This window comes from Streptosporangium sp. G11, assembly GCF_051192615.1.
In the GTDB taxonomy this organism is placed as follows: Bacteria; Actinomycetota; Actinomycetes; order Streptosporangiales; family Streptosporangiaceae; genus Streptosporangium.
In genome coordinates this window covers 53,327-69,016 of sequence record NZ_JBPJUQ010000039.1, presented here as the reverse complement: position 1 = coordinate 69,016, position 15,690 = coordinate 53,327, and the positions used below count along the sequence as shown (strand labels likewise).

Sequence of the window (15,690 nt, the reverse complement as noted above, 5' to 3'; positions counted from 1 at the left end):
CAATGCTAGGTTCAATGGGAGCGCTCCCACCTGTGCGGAATCTTGGTGTGGAGGAAGTTATGACCGATCTACCCACACTTGCCCAGGTCGCAGCAGAGGCAGGGGTCTCCCCCGCCACCGCGTCCCGGGTACTCACCGGTTCAGTCAGAGTCAGCACATCGACTCGTAGGCAGGTGCATGACGCAATATCGCGTCTCGGTTACGTTAGGCATCGCGCTCCCCGTGGCGGCTCCGGCCGCCGATCCGACCAGGTCGTGGCCATCGTGGTCTGCGAACCCGCGCACCGGCTGTTCACCGAGCCGTTCTACGCGCGGATGATCACGGCTGCGGAGGAGGTCCTCACCGGGCACGGCGTACCCCTCGCCGTGATGACCGCCACGGCGGCCACCTCGACCATCGCCACGCCACCGCTCGTCGCCGGAGGCATCGACGGCATTTTGCTGATCGCGGCACGCGACAGGCATCCGCTCGTGGTGACCCTGGCCGCCTCGGGCATCCCGGTGCGGAGCGCGGGCCGTCCCCCGGACGGCATCGACCTCCCCCACGTCGACATGGACAACCGCGACGGCGGCAGGCAGGCGGCGGAACACCTGCTGCTCGGTGGCCGGAGGTCCATCGGCGTCATCGCGGGCCCACCCTCCCTTCCCGCCGCCCGCGACCGGCTCGACGGGTTCCTGCAGACCCTCGCCCTGGCCGGGATGACCAGCGTGCCGGTCGCGTACGGCGACTTCAGCCACGCGTCGGGCGTGCACGGCATGCAGTGGCTGTTGCGCAGGATGCCGCACGTCGACGCGGTCTTCGCCGCCTCCGACGTGATGGCGGCCGCCGCGCTGCAGACCCTGCGCCGTACCGGCCGCCGGGTGCCGGAGGACGTGGCCGTCATCGGGTTCGACGACGCTCCCGCCTCCCGGCGCACCTCTCCCACGCTCACCACCGTCCGCCAGCCGGTGGAGGAGTTCGCCGCGCTCGCCACCCGGCTGCTGCTGCTCTCGATGAGCTCGGCCGGCGCTCCCCGCGACAATCCCGTACTGCCCACTGAGCTGGTGGTCCGTGAGTCGGCCTGACCACGTCGGGCTTCGCGAGGGAGACGTGCTCACCCGCAGGTACCTGTTGCTGGAGCGGATCGCGTGGGGCGGCATGAGCGTCATCTGGCGCGCCTTCGACCAGTCGCTCCAGCGGATGGTCGCCGTCAAGCTGCTGGACGGCGAGCTGGGCTGTGACCGGGGGGAGCGCGAGCTGATCCGCAGGGAGGCGCGTGCCACCGCGCGCCTCATCCACCCCGACGCGATCGAGGTCTACGACTACGGGGAGAGCGTGACCTCGCACGGTCGCCTGGCCGCGTACGTCGTGATGCGCCTGCTGGAGGGGCGCCCGCTGGCGGACCGGATCACCGAGGGCCCGCTGCCGTGGGCGGAGGCGGCGATGATCGCCGCCAGGCTGGCCACCGTGCTGGCCGCCGCCCACGAGCGGGGCATCGTGCACCGGGACGTCACCGCCGAGAACGTGCTGCTGACCTCGACCGGCGCCAAGCTGCTCGACTTCGGCATCGCGGCGTTCATCGGGGAGGACGGTGACGACCGGACCTCCGACTACGGGACGCCTCCCTACGTGGCGCCCGAGCGGCTGACCGGCACGGTCGCGGACCCGGCCAGCGACGTCTACGCGCTGGGCGTGCTGCTGTTCGAGATGCTCACCGGCGATCCCCCGTACCCGGAACGGACCTGGGAGGAGATCGAGAACGTCCGCCGGGAGGGACCTCCGCCGGTGGCGAAGGTGCCGGGGATGCCCGCGCGGATCAGCGCGCTCTGCCAGGTCTGCCTGTCGCACCGGCCCGAGGCCAGGCCCAAGGCGCAGGAGGTGGCGGACGGCCTGGCCTCGGCCCTCAGGCCACCGGCCACGCCCCTGGCACCGGTCCGCGCGGCCGGCGGGAACGGGCTGGTGCGCTGGACGGTGGTCGCGGCGGTGACGGCGCTGCTCGTGGGACTCCTGGTGTGGAGCCGGATCTCCGACTTCTACGACGATCAGATGGCCGGTCCTCAGGGGCGCGGGACGGCACCGCCCGCGGCCCTCGACCCCACCACCGCCTACCCCGAACCGGGCACGACCCCACGTCCCAGTCCCTCCCCGTCTCCCTCTCCCTCCCGGAAGCGGGGTGGGCACGCGGCGGAACCGGCACCCGGGGTGGAGGCCATCCGTTCGTACGACCCGAACCTCAACCAGAGCGTGCGGCGCTTCAACGCCGTGCTCGCGCGGGGGGAGGACGAGGGCAGGATCCGCCCGGACGTGGCCCTGGACCTGCGGCAGGTGATGGCCAACAGTGTCTGGGGTTCCCGCGACCTCACCCCGATCCGAGGAAAGATCGCCGACCGTCACCGGGAGGGCTCCCTGCCCGACGACTTCCGCCACGCCCTGGAGGCCCAGCTCCTGCTCGTGTCGGTCGCACTGGCCGGTTAGAAAACCGAGATGTACGACTAAGCCCCCTCAGGTATTGAATCGGAGGGGGCTTAGGATTTGACCGTGTTGAGTGCCGGTCGAATTCGCCGTTCCCCGCGCCGCCGACGAGGGCCGTCCATTCAGCCCGGGTGAAGGCCGGCGCCTGGACCGGGCGGATTATCGCCGTACGTCACCGGGCGAACCAGCCACCTCAGTGCGATTACCGCTGTTTCCGTCGTTGTCGTTATTGCCGCCGTTTCCGCTGTTTTCCGGTGTGCGATGAGAATGTGCGCTTTCTGGCGTTGGCGAGCCCGTCGGGCACGTCCGTCATCCGGCTCCCGCCGACCCGGCCGCCGTACGAACCGGCCCGGACACCGCGCGAACCGGTCCTGACGCCGCGCGAACCGGTCCTGACGCCGCGCGAACCGGTCCTGACGCCGCGCGAACCGGTCCTGACGCCGGACGAACCGGGAAACCGGTCCGGTGGGTGAAACTTTCACGGGGCGACCGGCGGGCCGGGGGTCGCACAGGGCGAGCTGGGACGGGGTGCGGGCGCGGCGCCGGGGCGGGACCGATCCCGGCGACGGTTGACGGGAGCGCGGTGGGCGCCGAACCATGGCGAGCGCGACCGGCCGCACCTTTCGATCGCGGGGTTCTCACCCCGTGAACAGATCCCGTCCTCGAAGGGCCCCTGAATGAAAGTCCTGCGTGTTCGCAGGTGGCCGGCGGCGCTCGCGGCGCTCGCGGTCACCTCGGCGCTGGCGGTCGCGCTCGGCTCCTCCCCGGCCGGTGCCGCGGGCGGAACCGGTACCGGCTACCTGCGCACCTCCGGCAACAAGATCGTCGACAGCACGGGCGCGACCGTCCGGTTGACCGGCATCAACTGGTTCGGCATGGAAACCGACAACAAGACCTTCCACGGGTTGTGGTCGAGCAACCCGTGGAGGGGCCAGATCGACAAGATGGCCTCGCTCGGTTACAACACCCTCCGCGTGCCGTTCTCCAACGACGCCCTCAAGCCCGGCGCGGTCGCCAGCGGCGTGAACGACTTCGTCAACCCCGACCTGGTCGGCAACACCCCGCTGCAGATCCTCGACAAGGTCATCGCGTACGCCGGAAGCAAGGGCATGCGGATCATCCTCGACCGGCACCGGCCGACCGCGGCCGGGCAGTCGCCGCTGTGGTACGTCGCCGCGACGCCGGAGAGCACCTGGATCAACGACTGGAAGGCCCTCGCCCAGCGGTACGCGGGCAACACCACCGTCATCGGCGCCGACCTGCACAACGAGCCGCACGCCGAGGGCACCAACCCGGCCGCCACCGGGGCGTGCTGGGGCTGCGGCGACACCGCGCGCGACTGGCGGCTGGCCGCCGAGCGGGCGGGCAACGCGGTGCTGTCGGTCAACCCCAACTGGCTGATCTTCGTCGAGGGCGTGAGCTGCCCGAGCGGGGGCCTGTCGAACGTCTGGGACAACGACCCGAGCAACGACGAGGACTGCGGCTGGTGGGGCGGCAACCTGTCGAAGGCTGGGGAGTTCCCGGTGCGGCTGAGCGTCGCCAACCGGCTGGTCTACTCGCCGCACGACTACGCCACCTCGGTCTACCGGCAGGCGTGGTTCGACGCGCCGGACTATCCGGCGAACATGCCCGCGATCTGGGACAGGTACTGGGGCTACCTCCACAGGCAGAACATCGCGCCCATCATGCTCGGCGAGTTCGGGACCACCATGCAGGCGGCCGTGGACAAGGTCTGGCTCCAGGAGCTGATGAGGTATCTGGGCACCGGGGTGAACGGGATGTCGTTCACCTACTGGTCGTGGAATCCCAACTCGGGTGACACCGGAGGCATCGCCAAGGACGACTGGACCTCGATCAACCAGGACAAGCAGGACATCCTCCAGCCGTACCTGATCGCACCGGTCGGCGGGGGCGGCAGCGGTACGCCCACCCCGACACCGACACCGACGCCGACCCCGGGCCCCACGGCCTGCGAGACGTCGTACGCGCTCACGAACTCCTGGTCGGGGGGCTTCCAGGCCGCGCTGACCGTGAAGAACACCGGCACCTCGACCTGGAACAACTGGTCGGTGCGCTGGACCCTGCCGTCCGGGGTGACGCTCGGCAGCGGCTGGAACGCCACCGTCACGCAGAGCGGGACCACCTTCACCGCGAAGGCCCCGAGCCACGCGGCCGATCTCGCGGCGGGCCAGTCCGTCGTCGTCGGATTCACCGCCAACGGACCCTCCACTCCCGGCGCGTCCGGCATCACCTGCACCTGATCCCGACGCGTCACCAGACCGGACCATCGAGGGCGTGTCGCCGAGCGGCACGCCCTCGCGTGCTGGAAACGGGGAACGCGGGCTCCGCCGCCGGGTCATCCCTGATCGGGATATCCCGGACACCCCCGCAAACAGCAACATAGCCACATCTCTCTTATATGCACCAATAACCACGCAATAAAATATCCCGCATGTCGTATAACAGATACGACACCGCCGATTAGTAGGGTCAGAAGAAATGGCGCATCATCGGCAATGCGCCTGGACGGAGAAATACCAAAAGAAAAGGACAGCACTGTGACAAGAGTTGGTCACTCGCGTATCGTTCCGCGAAATACCGTCCGTTCCTGGCTGGCGGGGGCCCTGACCGTCGCGGTCGCGCTGGGCTGCGTCGCCGCGGCGCCGCACACGGCGAGCGCGGCGAACACGCCGACGCCGGGGCCGGCGCTGGTGCCGCTCGGCACGGCCACGAACTTCGCGGTCCTGGCGGGAACGGCGGTCGCCGCCACCGGCCCCACCGTCGTCACCGGCGAGCTCGGGGTGAGCCCGGGGTCGACGTCCACCGGCTTTCCGTCCGGCGTCCTGGTCGGCGCCGCCTACAAGGGCGATCCCGTCGCCGCACAGGCCCAGATCGACCTGGCCACCGCCTACGACGACGCCGCGAGGCGGCCCGGCACCGCCTCCCTCCGGCCGCAGCTCGGCGGGATCACCGTGGCACCGGGCACCTACAACCCCACCTCGGGCGCCTTCCAGCTCACCGGGGATCTGACCCTCGACGGGCAGGGGAACCCGAACGCCGTCTTCGTCTTCAGGGCTCCCGGCCTGGTCACCTCGCCCGCCAGCACGGTGAGACTCATCAACGGCGCCCAGGCGTGCAACGTCTTCTGGCAGGTCGACGGCTCGGCCACGCTGGGAGCCGGCTCCCGCTTCATCGGGAACGTCCTCGCGCTGAACTCGATCACCGCGGGCGCCGGCGCGACCGTGGACGGCCGCCTTCTGGCCCGCGAGGGCACCGTCAACCTGGACACCACCACCGTCACACGATCCGCCTGCACGGCCCTGCCGGCGAGGAGCACCTCCACCAAGCTGGCCGCGTTCTGTAACCCGGAGGCTCCGGGCCAGCTCACCCTCATCGCGACCGTCACGTCTTCGGGGGCGGTCCCTCCGAGCGGGCCGGTCGAGTTCTTCGCCAACGGGGTGAGGCAGGACAGAAGCCAGTCCGACGACGGCGGCCGGGCCAGCCTGACCATGTCCCAGGTCCCGCAGCGAACTCATAAGTTCGTGGCCGCCTTCACGGGCACGAACCGGCTGGACCCCAGCGCCTCACCGATACTGACCGTGGCCGTCGGCCCCCGGGGAGTCTGCCCGGCACCGCCGGCGAGTCCGGCCACCCCCGCCGCCACCGCGAATGACAGCGGCCAAGGAGGCCAGGGCACGGTGAGGCGCCCGCGCGGCGACAGGGCGTTCAAGGCAAGGGACCGCGAACGCAACCGTCACCGCCACCCACGGTCCAGGCACCATCACCACTGGCGTTGACGGACGGCCCGGAGAACGTGCCTGCGAGGGGCCGGGAAAAGCCGGAACCACACCGCGACAGGGGGGCGGGAGAACATTCCTCCGGGGGTTCCGGGAGAAGCCGAGAGAAGCCGGAACCACACCGCGCCGCCCCGCCGTCACCGGCCGGGGCGGCGGCCCACCCGCCCGTCGCGGCGCGTCCGTCCCACCGGCCGGTGGCCGATGGGACGGACGCGCCGACGGGAAAGGAACCGGTGTGGATCACGCGGCACCTCGGGGCGGGCGCGAGGACCGAGAGCGAGGGCGGAGAGCGGGGGCCGGGAGCGAGGGCCGAGAGCGTACTCACAAGCAAGCACTCGGCAGGGAAGATCGAAAGCTCTGAAACTTTCATGGTTCGCGAAAAAGGTCGCCCGGATCGCAGCAGCCTGGCGGCATGGGCCTCGAAACATCGACGTAACCGAAGGCACATGCCATTGACATCCCGTTCACCGTCTCCAGAATCCCTTATGGGAGCGCTCCCACCCCCTCTCTCCCCTGCTTGATCTGATGCGGTGCCACCACCAGCGAATTCGCATCGATCCCCACCCACGGAGGCCCATTTCATGCACCTGTTCCCCTTCAAAGCGGGAGCGCTCCCACGCTTCCGGAGACGGGTCGCCGCGCTGGCGCTGCTCAGCCTGGCGGCTGGGACGACCACCGCGCTGGCAGCCTCCCCCGCCCTCGCGGCCGTCGCCTGTGACGTGACGTACACCACCAACGACTGGCAGGGCGGCTTCACCGCCAATGTGTCCATCAAGAACCTGGGCGACCCGCTGACCGGCTGGACCCTCGGGTTCAGCTTCCCGACGACCACCCAGAGAGTCACCCAGGGCTGGAGCGCCACCTGGGCGCAGAGCGGCCAGGCCGTCACCGCCCAGAACCTCGCCTGGAACGGCAACCTGGCCACCGGCGCCTCGACCAGCATCGGTTTCAACGGCAGCTGGTCCGGGTCCAACCCCAAGCCGACCGCCTTCACGATCAACGGCACCACCTGCGGGGGAACCCCCGTCAACCAGCCGCCCACGGTGAGCGTCACCGGTCCGGCGGCCGGGGCCACCTTCGCCGCGCCCGCGACGGTGCCGATCACCGCGAACGCGACCGACAGCGACGGCACCGTCTCCAAGGTCGACTTCTTCAACGGCAGCACGCTGCTGGGCACCGACACCAGCGCGCCGTACGCCTACAACTGGACGAGCGTCGCCGCCGGGAGCTACTCCCTCACCGCGAGGGCGACCGACGACAAGGGCGCGACCACCACCTCCTCCCCCGTGGGGATCACGGTCACCGCCGACTCGGCCCCCGCCGTGGTCGTCACCCCGGCCACGATCGCCGTCTCCGAGGGCAGCACGGCCGACCTCTCGGTCAAACTCTCCAAGGCCCCGTCCGCGAGCGTCACCGTGGCGACCGCGAGGACGAGCGGTGACACCGACCTGACCGTCTCCTCCGGCGCGTCGCTGACCTTCACCACCGCCAACTGGAACACGGCCCAGACGGTACGGGTCGCGGCGGCCGAGGACACCGACCAGACCTCCGGCAGCGCCGAGTTCACCTCCACCGCCACCGGCCACACCTCGGCCAAGGCGACCGCCACCGAGGTCGACAACGACTCGGGCGGCGGCGACAACGAGTACATCCAGCGCTTCACCGCGATGTACAACAAGCTCAAGGACCCGGCGAACGGCTACTTCTCGCCGCAGGGCGTGCCCTACCACTCCGTCGAGACCTTCATGGTCGAGGCGCCGGACCACGGGCACGAGACCACCTCCGAGGCCTACAGCTACTACCTGTGGCTGGAGGCGGCGTACGGCAAGGTGACCGGCGACTGGAGCAAGTTCAACGACGCCTGGGCCTCGATGGAGAAGTACATCATCCCGGCCACCGCCGACCAGCCGACCAACTCCTTCTACAACCCGTCCAAGCCCGCCACGTACGCCGGTGAGTGGGACGACATCAAGCAGTACCCGTCCAAGCTGGACGGCGGCGTGAGCGTCGGCGTCGACCCGATCGCCAACGAGCTGAAGACGGCGTACGGCACCAGCGACGTCTACGGCATGCACTGGCTGCTGGACGTGGACAACACCTACGGCTTCGGCCGCTGCGGGGACGGGACCACCAAGCCCGCCTACATCAACACCTACCAGCGCGGCCCGGAGGAGTCGGTCTTCGAGACCATCCCGCAGCCGTCCTGCGACACCTTCAAGCACGGCGGCCCGAACGGGTTCCTGGACCTGTTCACCGGTGACAGCTCCTACGCCAAGCAGTGGAAGTACACCAACGCCCCCGACGCCGACGCCCGCGCCGTCCAGGTCGCCTACTGGGCGCACACCTGGGCCACGGAGCAGGGCAAGGCCTCGCAGGTCTCGGCCACGGTCGCCAAGGCCGCGAAGATGGGCGACTACCTGCGCTACGCGATGTACGACAAGTACTTCAAGAAGCAGGGCTGCACCAGCACCTCCTGCGCGGCCGGAACCGGCAAGGACAGCTCGGCCTACCTGCTGAGCTGGTACTACGCCTGGGGCGGCGCCAACGACACCTCCGCCGGATGGGCCTGGCGGATCGGCTCCAGCCACAACCACTCCGGCTACCAGAACCCGATGGCCGCATGGGTGCTGTCCAGCGTGGACGCGCTCAAGCCCAAGGGCGCGACCGCCGTACAGGACTGGACCACCAGCACCAAGCGGCAGCTGGAGTTCTACCGCTGGCTCCAGTCGACCGAGGGCGCGATCGCCGGTGGCGCCACCAACAGCTGGCAGGGCCACTACGCGGCCCCGCCGTCGACGCTGCCCACCTTCTACGGGATGGCCTACGACTGGCAGCCGGTCTACCACGACCCGCCGTCCAACCAGTGGTTCGGCTTCCAGGCGTGGTCGATGGAGCGGGTCGCGGAGCTGTACTACGCGACCGGCAACGCCGACGCCAAGCTCGTGCTGGACAAGTGGGTCAAGTGGGCCACCGACAACACCACGATCAACGCCGACGGGACCTACCAGATCCCCTCGACGCTGGTGTGGACCGGCCAGCCCGACACCTGGAACCCGAGCAACCCCGGGACCAACTCCAACCTGCACGTGAGCATCAGGGACTACACGACCGACGTGGGCGTGGCGGGCTCGTACGCCAAGGTGCTGACCTACTACGCCGCCAAGTCCGGTAACGCCACGGCCAAGGCCGTCGCCAAGGGCCTGCTCGACGGCATGTGGCGCAACAACCAGGACGCCAAGGGCGTGTCGGTCGCCGAGACCAAGGCCGACTACCGGCGCCTCAACGACCCGGTCTACGTGCCCCCGGGCTGGACCGGCAAGATGCCCAACGGCGACACGATCAACTCGAGCTCGACCTTCATGTCCATCCGGTCCTTCTACAAGAACGACCCGGACTGGCCGAAGGTGGACGCCTACCTGAAGGGCACCGGCCCCGCGCCGTCCTTCAACTACCACCGGTTCTGGGCGCAGGTGGACGTGGCCGTCGCCCTCGCCGAGTACGGCCGTCTCTTCCCCTGACCCCCTCCTCGGGTCCGGCCCTCCCTCAGGCCGGACCCGAGCCCGACCTGAGCCCGAGCCGGGCCCGACCTGAGCCCGACCCGGGCCCGACCCCCTGAGACCTCGGGGCGTGGCGGCACCCCTGACCTGCTGCCACGCCCTGAGCACCACCTCCGAGAGGCGCACCCCCCAATGAAGAGAACCCTGGCGGCGCTCGCGCTGCTGGCGCTGGCGGCCGTCCCGGTGACGGTGCCCGCCACCGGCGCCCAGGCCGCGGCGCCCGCCTTCGCGTACGGCGAGGCCCTGCAGAAGTCCATCTGGTTCTACGAGGCCCAGCAGTCGGGGACGCTGCCGAGCTGGAACCGCGTCGGCTGGCGCGGCCCCTCCGGGCTCGGCGACGGCCAGGACGCCGGGCTCGACCTGACCGGCGGCTGGTACGACGCGGGTGACCACGTCAAGTTCGGCCTGCCGATGGCGGCCAGCGCGACGATGCTGGCCTGGGGCGCGGTGGAGTACCGCGACGCGTACGCCTCCTCCGGGCAGCTCACCCACCTGCTGAACAACCTCAAGTTCGTCAACGACTACTTCATCAAGGCCCACCCGTCGGCGAACGTGCTGTACGGGCAGGTCGGCAACGGCGGCAAGGACCACGCCTGGTGGGGCCCGGCCGAGGCGATGCAGATGGAGCGGCCCGCGTACAAGATCGACGCCTCGTGCGGGGGGTCGGACCTGGCCGGGGAGACGGCGGCGGCGATGGCGGCCTCGTCGATCGTCTTCCGCCCGACAAATCCGACTTATGCCGACACGCTGGTGGGGCACGCCAAGCAGCTCTACACCTTCGCCGACACCGTGCGGAAGAAGTACAGCGACTGCATCACCGACGCCTCGGGCTACTACCAGTCGTGGAGCGGCTACAACGACGAGCTGGTCTGGGGCGCCATCTGGCTGCACCGGGCCACCCAGGACGCCTCCTACCTGGCCAAGGCCGAGTCGTACTACGACAACCTCGGCACCGAGCCGCAGTCCACCGTCAAGTCGTACAAGTGGACGATCGCCTGGGACGACAAGTCCTACGGCGCCTACGTGCTGCTGAACAAGCTGACCGGCAAGCAGAAGTATCTCGACGACGCCAACCGCTGGCTCGACTTCTGGACGGTCGGGGTCAACGGGCAGCGGGTGCGATACTCCCCCGGCGGACAGGCCGTGCTCGACCGGTGGGGGTCGCTGCGCTACGCGGCCAACACCTCGTTCGCGGCGCTGGTGCACGCCGACTCGATCACCGACGCGACACGTAAGACGAGATATCACGACTTCGCGGTCAGGCAGATCAACTACGCGCTCGGCGACAACCCGCGCAGCTCCTCGTACGTGATCGGGTTCGGCGCGAACCCGCCGAGGAACCCGCACCACCGCACCGCGCACGGCTCGTGGACCGACCAGATGACCAACCCGGTCGAGACACGCCACACCCTGTACGGCGCCCTCGTCGGCGGCCCGCCCGACCCCGACGACAAGTACACGGACAAGCGCGACGACTACGTGATGAACGAGGTCGCCACCGACTACAACGCGGGCTTCACCAGCGCCCTCGCCCGCCTCTACCGCGAGTACGGCGGGGCCCCCGCCGCGAACTTCCCCGTGGCGGAGACCCCCGACGGCCCCGAGATCTTCGTGGAGGCCGGGGTGAACGCCTCCGGCTCGGCGTTCACCGAGATCAAGGCCATCGTGCGGAACCAGTCGGCCTGGCCGGCCCGCCCGCTCGCCAACGGCTCGTTCCGCTACTACTTCACCCTCGACGGCACCACGACCGCGAGCCAGGTCTCCGTGACCTCCGCCTACAACCAGTGCAAGGCCCCGACCGGACCGACCCTGCTGTCCGGGAAGACCTACTACGTCACCATTGACTGCTCGAACACCTCGATCGCCCCGGCGGGGCAGTCGCAGCACCGGCGCGAGGTGCAGTTCCGCCTCGCCAGCACCGGGACGTGGGACCCGTCCAACGACTGGTCGTACACCGGTGTCGCCACCACGCCGGGCGCGACCCCGGTGCGGGTGCAGAACATGACGGTCTACGCGGGAACGACGAAGATCTGGGGCAACCCGCCCGGCGACGAGCCTCCTCCGGAGGACGACACCGTGGCGCCGTCCCGGCCGGGCAAGCCCGCCGTCTCCGCGATCACCGGAAGCGGCGCCACCCTGACCTGGACGGCCTCGACCGACAACACGGGCGTCACCGGCTACGACGTCTACCGGGGGACGACGAGGGTCGCCACCTCCGCCACCACCTCGTACGCCCTCACCGGCCTGACCCCCTCGACGGCGTACACCGTGCACGTGGTGGCCAGGGACGCGGCGGGCAACTCCTCCGAGGCGTCCGAGAGCACCGCGTTCACCACGACGACGGCCCCGGCGGGCGGCTGCACGGCCACGTACGCGGTCGGCAACAGCTGGCAGGGCGCCTTCCAGGCCGAGGTCACCGTCAAGAACGAGGGCGCCTTGGCGATCACCGGCTGGACGGTGACCTGGAGGTTCCCCAACGGCCAGACGATCAGCCAGCTCTGGAACGGCACGCACACCCAGACGGGAGCGGACGTGTCGGTCAGGAACGTGGCCTGGAACGGCGCCCTCGCCCCGAACGCCTCGGCGTCCTTCGGCTTCACCGCGAGCCAGAACGGCACCAACGGCGTCCCCACCCCGGTGACCTGCACCACCGGCTGACACCCCGCCCCGGCGGCCCGTTACGGCATCCCATGCCGTAACGGGCCACCCCCTCCGGCGACCACCGCGAACCGATACCCCGCTCCCCCGTTGTCCAGGCGTCCGTCCCTCCCGCCGGACGCCTCATCGCCCCGGCCGGGCGCGACGACCCCTCCGCCCGGCCGGGCACCCCCCGATCGAGGTAGGTCATGCGAATCAGACTGGCGCTGCTCGCGGCGCTCCTTTTTCCGTTTCTCGTCTCCATACCGCCCGCCCACGCCGCCGTCGGCCTCCGCGTGAGCGGTACGCGAATCCTTGAGGCGAACGGCAACGCGTTCGTCATGCGGGGCACCAGTCACGCGCACACCTGGTACGCGACCCAGACCAGCTCGTTCGCGAACATCAAGTCGCTCGGCGCGAACACCGTCAGGGTGGTGCTCAGCGGCGGGCGCTGGACCGCCAACGGCGTCTCCGACGTGGCGAACGTCGTCTCGCTCTGCAAGCAGAACAAACTCATCTGTGTCCTGGAAAATCATGACACCACTGGGTACGGCGAGCAGAGCGGCGCGTACACCCTCGACCAGGCCGTGGACTACTGGATCAGCGTCAAGAGCGCGATCGTCGGCCAGGAGGACTACGTCGTCCTCAACATCGGCAACGAGCCCTTCGGCAACAACGCGACCACCCCCGGCTGGACCCAGGCCACCTCGGCCGCGATCACCCGGCTGCGAAGCAACGGGTTCCAGCACCTGATCATGGCGGACGCGCCCAACTGGGGCCAGGACTGGGGCTTCACCATGCGCGACAACGCGGCCACGGTCTTCGCCGCCGACCCGCAGCGCAACACGGTCTTCTCCGTCCACATGTACGGGGTGTTCGACACGGCCGCGGAGGTCACCTCCTACCTGCAGGCGTTCCAGACCGCGGGACTGCCGCTGGTGATCGGCGAGTTCGGCTTCAACCACTCCGACGGCAACCCCGACGAGGACACGATCATGGCCCAGGCGCAGGCCAGGGGGGTCGGCTACCTCGGCTGGTCGTGGAGCGGCAACGGCGGCGGCGTCGAGTATCTCGACCAGGTGACCAACTTCAACGTCGCCAGCCTCACCACCTGGGGACAGCGCCTGTTCAACGGGGCGAACGGCATCGCGCAGACCTCCGTCGAGGCCACGATCTACGGCGGCACCGGCACCCCCGACACCGAGGCGCCGACCAGGCCCGGCACACCCACCGCCTCGGACATCACCTCGACCGGGGCCCGGCTGTCCTGGACCGCCTCCACCGACAACCGCGCGGTCACCGGCTACGACGTCTTCCGGGGAACCACCAGGATCGGCTCGTCGGCGACCAACTCGATCACCCTGACCGGCCTCACCGCGCAGACGGCCTACACCGTCACCGTCGTCGCCCGCGACGCCGCGGGGAACGCCTCGACCGCCTCGGCGGCGACGACCTTCACGACCACCTCGACCCCGCCGAGCGGCTGTACCTCGACCTACCGCACGGGCAACTCCTGGCAGGGCGGATTCCAGGGCGAGGTCACCGTCCGCTGCACCGCGGCCGTCATCGGCTGGCGAACCGTCCTCACCTATCCCTCCGGCGTGAACATCAGCCAGTCGTGGAGCTCCACCCTCTCCGCGGCCCCCCCGGTCTTCACCTTCACCAACGCCGCCTGGAACGGGTCCGTCCCCGCCGGGGGATCCACCACCTTCGGCTTCATCGGCACCTGGTCCGGCACGGGCACCCCGCCCACCCCCACCATCTCCTAGCCGTACCCGGCGGCCTTACCCCCGCGCCGGCGGCCTCCCGCCGTACGCCGGGCGGTGAGGCCGCCGTCACCGGCGGCCTCACCGCGGCCCCGTGACCGGTTCACACCGGCCACGGGGCTCCCCCGCAGCGCGCCCGGATCGGGACGCGGGCGTGGTCCGGCGATCGGGAGACCCGGTCAGTCGTCGAACCCGAAGCCGCCCCAGCCGCTGCTGTTCCTGTTCTCCAGGCGGTTGAAGTTGTTGTTGTGGTTGTTGATACGGATCCTGAAGTTCTGTCGGTGGTGGTGCCGGTGCCGGCCCCAGCCGCCCCAGCCGCCGCCGCCGCAGCAGCCGCGACCACAGCGGCGACCGCAGCCACCGCCACCCCAGGTCGGGAAGGCCGCGGCGGTGATCGTGGCGGTCGTCGCGCCGGCGCTCGCGACCGTAGTCGCCGCACCCATACCGACGGCCCCGCCGGTCAGCGCCACAGTGAACGCGAGCCCTGCGATAGCACTCTTGAACTTGGGCATTGCTTTTCCCCTCGAAAGGTTCAATTACCCCGATTACCGGCATTTCTGGATCGGCCGGAAATCACTAGAGGTGGCCATATATGAGCCATCCCTGCTTGTCATGCTTTCCTGCCATGTCTGCCCATAAACGGTAATTCGATCCTTTTACACGGCGATTGTCCACTTATTGTTGTCGTTAAACTCTTATGGGTCGCTTTGTGGCGAAATGTCCTTTATGTTCCATGAGGAATCGCGGCCGGTGGAGACCACGGCGGCGTCCCGGACGCTCTCGGCCCCGGATCTCGCGGTGGCGAGAGCGGCGTCCACCGGCTGACCGGCCCGCCCTTCTCAGGAGGGACGCGCGTCGATGCCGTACCTGTGCAGCGCGGAGACCATCCAGCGCGAGAGGCGTGCGTGACCGGCGAGGGTGGGGTGGACACCGTCGGGCAGGACCGCTCCGCGACCCCAGCCCCGGCCGTGCGGGCCGAGGGGTTCGAACGGGTCGAGGAAGGGGACCTCCTGCCGATCGGCGGCGAGCAGGACGGCCTCCCTCACGCCGTAGGCCCACCGGGGAGCCTTGGTCATCCAGATCGGGCCGACCAGCACGATCCTGGTGTGCGGCCATCGCCGCCTGACCAGCTCCAGCAGGTGGACGGCCGCGCTCTCGATCCTGGCGGCTCCGATCCGGCGGTCGTTGCGCCCGCCGGAGATGATCAGCATGTTGGGCTCGGGGCGCCAGGAGAGCTCCTTGACGAAGGAGTCCTGGAAGGTCCGGCCCACCCTGCCGGGGTTGACGAAGCCCGTTCCCGCGGCGCCGGCGGTGATCAGCTGCCAGCCCAGCTGCCGCGCGACCCGGGCCGCGTAACCGTCCCATGCCCGTACGGGACCCGACCCGACCGTGAAGCTGTCGCCGACGATCATGACGAGCGGGGCCGGGGGCGGTGAGGTGGACGGGGATTCCGCACCGCCGGTCATCGGCGTGGTCGCGCCA

The 15,690-nt window shown here is 69.9% G+C and carries 9 protein-coding genes; 7 read left to right on the top strand and 2 right to left on the bottom strand.

From position 1 onward, the window contains the following. Positions 1-2: 2 nt before the first annotated feature. From ACSDR0_RS29955 to ACSDR0_RS29925, 7 genes are all read left to right on the top strand, one after another. Positions 3-1,064: a LacI family DNA-binding transcriptional regulator gene (locus tag ACSDR0_RS29955; protein ID WP_435292249.1), complete on the top strand. Its 1,062-nt coding sequence runs from the start codon at positions 3-5 to the stop codon at positions 1,062-1,064. Continuing rightward, positions 1,051-2,454, top strand: coding sequence for a serine/threonine-protein kinase (locus ACSDR0_RS29950; RefSeq protein ID WP_435292248.1), 1,404 nt, complete (start codon positions 1,051-1,053; stop codon positions 2,452-2,454). The genes ACSDR0_RS29955 and ACSDR0_RS29950 overlap by 14 nt, the downstream gene beginning before the upstream one ends. A 674-nt stretch (positions 2,455-3,128) precedes the next feature. After that, on the top strand, positions 3,129-4,712 hold the full coding sequence (locus ACSDR0_RS29945; RefSeq protein WP_435292247.1) for a cellulase family glycosylhydrolase: 1,584 nt from the start codon (positions 3,129-3,131) through the stop codon (positions 4,710-4,712). 297 nt (positions 4,713-5,009) lie between these two features. After that, complete coding sequence (locus ACSDR0_RS29940) at positions 5,010-6,248, top strand: ice-binding family protein (RefSeq protein ID WP_435292246.1); 1,239 nt, start codon at positions 5,010-5,012, stop codon at positions 6,246-6,248. 581 nt (positions 6,249-6,829) lie between these two features. Further along, positions 6,830-9,766: a glycoside hydrolase family 48 protein gene (locus ACSDR0_RS29935; RefSeq protein ID WP_435292245.1), complete on the top strand. Its 2,937-nt coding sequence runs from the start codon at positions 6,830-6,832 to the stop codon at positions 9,764-9,766. A 171-nt stretch (positions 9,767-9,937) separates the two neighbouring features. After that, positions 9,938-12,463, top strand: a complete 2,526-nt coding sequence (locus ACSDR0_RS29930; RefSeq protein WP_435292244.1) for a glycoside hydrolase family 9 protein — start codon at positions 9,938-9,940, stop codon at positions 12,461-12,463. A 188-nt stretch (positions 12,464-12,651) separates the two neighbouring features. Then, entirely contained in the window at positions 12,652-14,211 is a 1,560-nt protein-coding gene (locus tag ACSDR0_RS29925) for a cellulase family glycosylhydrolase (protein WP_435292243.1), read from the top strand. A gap of 176 nt (positions 14,212-14,387) precedes the next feature. On the opposite strand, the gene ACSDR0_RS29920 is transcribed toward ACSDR0_RS29925, so the two are convergent. Both ACSDR0_RS29920 and ACSDR0_RS29915 read right to left on the bottom strand, forming a co-directional pair. Next, positions 14,388-14,720, bottom strand: coding sequence for a hypothetical protein (locus tag ACSDR0_RS29920; protein WP_435292242.1), 333 nt, complete (start codon positions 14,718-14,720; stop codon positions 14,388-14,390). Positions 14,721-15,047: 327 nt separating this feature from the next. Then, the gene (locus ACSDR0_RS29915) at positions 15,048-15,674 is read right to left on the bottom strand and encodes an SGNH/GDSL hydrolase family protein (RefSeq protein WP_435292241.1); all 627 of its coding nucleotides are present in this window, start codon (positions 15,672-15,674) and stop codon (positions 15,048-15,050) included. Between the last annotated feature and the right edge of the window lie 16 nt (positions 15,675-15,690).

Excerpts from the sequence above, each read along its gene's own strand:
- ACSDR0_RS29920 (WP_435292242.1), bottom strand. The coding sequence starts at position 14,720 with ATGCCCAAGTTCAAGAGTGCTATCGCAGGGCTCGCGTTCACTGTGGCG.
- ACSDR0_RS29915 (WP_435292241.1), bottom strand. The coding sequence starts at position 15,674 with ATGACCGGCGGTGCGGAATCCCCGTCCACCTCACCGCCCCCGGCCCCG.
- ACSDR0_RS29925 (WP_435292243.1), top strand. The coding sequence starts at position 12,652 with ATGCGAATCAGACTGGCGCTGCTCGCGGCGCTCCTTTTTCCGTTTCTC.
- ACSDR0_RS29935 (WP_435292245.1), top strand. The coding sequence starts at position 6,830 with ATGCACCTGTTCCCCTTCAAAGCGGGAGCGCTCCCACGCTTCCGGAGA.
- ACSDR0_RS29945 (WP_435292247.1), top strand. The coding sequence starts at position 3,129 with ATGAAAGTCCTGCGTGTTCGCAGGTGGCCGGCGGCGCTCGCGGCGCTC.
- ACSDR0_RS29955 (WP_435292249.1), top strand. The coding sequence starts at position 3 with ATGCTAGGTTCAATGGGAGCGCTCCCACCTGTGCGGAATCTTGGTGTG.
- ACSDR0_RS29930 (WP_435292244.1), top strand. The coding sequence starts at position 9,938 with ATGAAGAGAACCCTGGCGGCGCTCGCGCTGCTGGCGCTGGCGGCCGTC.